This window comes from Streptomyces sp. NPDC054883, assembly GCF_053610645.1.
On sequence record NZ_JBSGYT010000028.1, the window covers coordinates 93,777 to 95,930 of the forward strand.

Below are 2,154 nucleotides of genomic sequence, written 5' to 3' on the forward strand. Positions count from 1 at the left end.
CGGGCGCCGCCGCCGGCCCCCCCCCCCCCCCCGGGGGGGGGGGGGGGGGGGGGGGGGGGGGGGGGCGGCCCCCCCCCGGGGGGGGGGGGGGGGGGCCCCCCCCCCCCCCCCCCACGACCGCGTCGGCCAGCCCGATGTCCACTGCCAGCTTCACCCGCTGGCCTTCCTTGAGCGTCATGACCCTGCAATCCCTTGATCCGCTGCGGGCTGCCCCGCACACCGGTGGGCCGCCGGTCCGCCGCGGGCGGCGGCGTCGGCCCAGTGGTGCCATTATCCGGCCCCGTCCGATGACGCCGGTCAACGCCGGCGAACTCCCCGGCGCCCCGGACAGTCCGATCGCCGGCGTCCTGTACCCGGACGGCAAGCGCTCGGAGCACCCGGTCGCATCGGACATCGTCGTGAAGTCCACGTCCGTCCACCCGGCTGCCACGGGTAGCGGCACGGGTGGCCGGCCACGACGCCGACCTCCACAAGGTGCCCTGGGCGCGTGCTGCCTCCGCCGCGGAGGCAGCTGGCCGGCCGGGCGCGGTGGCATCCCCGCCGGTGGCATCGGATGCCCTCAGCGCCGCTCGGACGATCATTTCCTCCGCCGACGGCGGACGCCCACGGCCACGCCCACTGAGCGCGGCCCTCCGGCGGCACGGGCGGCGTCAGGCCTCTTGCGCGGCGCCCCGGCCGGCCGGGGCGGGGCGGCGGGCGGTACGGCGGGGCAGGAGGCAGGCCAAGGCGCCGACGACGAAGCCGTAAGCGGCCACCAGGCCATGGCCGTTGGACTGGGCGAACCACATGATCAGGCCGAGCACCGGCACGCCGAGGGCGAGCAGGGCCTCCTGCACGCTCGCCCCGCTCCGCCCGGCACGCAGGGCACGGAGCAGGAGCGGTGCGGCGAGGGTCGCGGCGAGGAAGTAGGTGGCTCCGGAACTCCCGGCGAAGTTGCGCGGGTCGGTGCTCCGGGCGCTCTCGCCGAACAGCATGTCGACGTACGTGGGCAGCAGGATTCCGGCGGCGAAGAGGCCCAGCATGACGGGGCCGCCCCAGAACCATTCGGCGAACGCGGCGATGACGGCGATGGTGGCGATGTTCCACGCGTCGCCGGACAGGCCGCCGTTCTGCATGAAGACCGAGGTGACGATGCGCCACCAGCCGGACTTGGCCGGATCGCTGTCGAGGGCGTCCATCGCACCCGCCCAACAGAGCTGAGTCACCAGTCCGGCGACGACGAGGGCGGTGAGCCCCACTGCCGCCCAGGGGGTGCCACGCCTTCGCAGGGTGTCCTCACCGAGCAGGGCCAGTCCGCCCTTGAACATCAGAACCATCAGTGCCGCCGTGGTCACGTTGAACACCAGTGCGCCCATCGTCACCACCCCCCTTCGATCCCCGTTTGCCTGCTTCGAGGACGACAGTAGCTCCCGGCGACGGCAAATTCAAACACCGTTTGAAAATGCCGGTAGGCTGTGGCCATGAAGCTGACAGCAGAGCTGATCATCGACGCGGGCATGGCGGAGTTCGCCGAGTCGGGTTACCACGGCCTGTCCATGCGGAAGGTGGCCCAGCGGCTCGACGTCCATGCCGGGAGCCTCTACTACCACGTGCCCAGCAAGAGCGCCCTGGTCCAGCTGATGGCGGACCGGGTCGCGCGGCAGGCCTACGACGCGGGGACCGCGGCCCTGGACGAACTGGGGCCGGGGGCGCGCTGGCAGGAGCGCGTCGAAGCCCAGCTCGTCGCGCTGCGCGGCACCATCCGGCGCCACCGCGGCGGAGCGGTGATGTTCGCCGACAGTCCGAAGGTGCTCAGTACCGGGGCGTTGGCCTTGATGGAGCGGCTGCTGGAAAGTCTGCGCGAGGCCGGCGTACCCGCCGGGGACCGCGGCATCGGCGCGGACGCGCTGCTCAGCCACGTCACGGGATTCGTCCTGCAGGAGCAGAGCGAATCACCCCCGGTGGCCGTCGGGGCCGAGGAGGGCGCAGCCCTGCGGGCGCGGTTCCCGATGACCGTCGACGCCGCCTCCGCTGTCGGGCAGGACGAGAGGTACGTCCGCAGCGTGCGGCTCCTGTGCGCAGGCCTCGAAACGCTCCTCGCCCCCTGAGTCGCCGCTGCCGGCCATGGTCCGTCGGACCCCCCTGAGGCCCGTGCCGGGGCACGGGCCTCAGGGG

The 2,154-nt window shown here is 73.7% G+C and carries 2 protein-coding genes; one reads left to right on the forward strand and one right to left on the reverse strand.

The genetic code is table 11. From position 1 onward, the window contains the following. Window positions 1-650: 650 nt before the first annotated feature. Window positions 651-1,355, reverse strand: coding sequence for a hypothetical protein (locus ACWGH1_RS21460; RefSeq protein WP_453357530.1), 705 nt, complete (start codon window positions 1,353-1,355; stop codon window positions 651-653). Between the two features lie 105 nt (window positions 1,356-1,460). Between ACWGH1_RS21460 and ACWGH1_RS21465 the strand changes: the two genes are divergently transcribed. Further along, window positions 1,461-2,087, forward strand: a complete 627-nt coding sequence (locus tag ACWGH1_RS21465) for a TetR/AcrR family transcriptional regulator (RefSeq protein ID WP_453357529.1) — start codon at window positions 1,461-1,463, stop codon at window positions 2,085-2,087. Window positions 2,088-2,154: the final 67 nt, after the last annotated feature.

Coding starts and splice junctions, on each gene's coding strand:
- ACWGH1_RS21460 (WP_453357530.1), bottom strand. CDS start 1,355: ATGGGCGCACTGGTGTTCAACGTGACCACGGCGGCACTGATGGTTCTG.
- ACWGH1_RS21465 (WP_453357529.1), top strand. CDS start 1,461: ATGAAGCTGACAGCAGAGCTGATCATCGACGCGGGCATGGCGGAGTTC.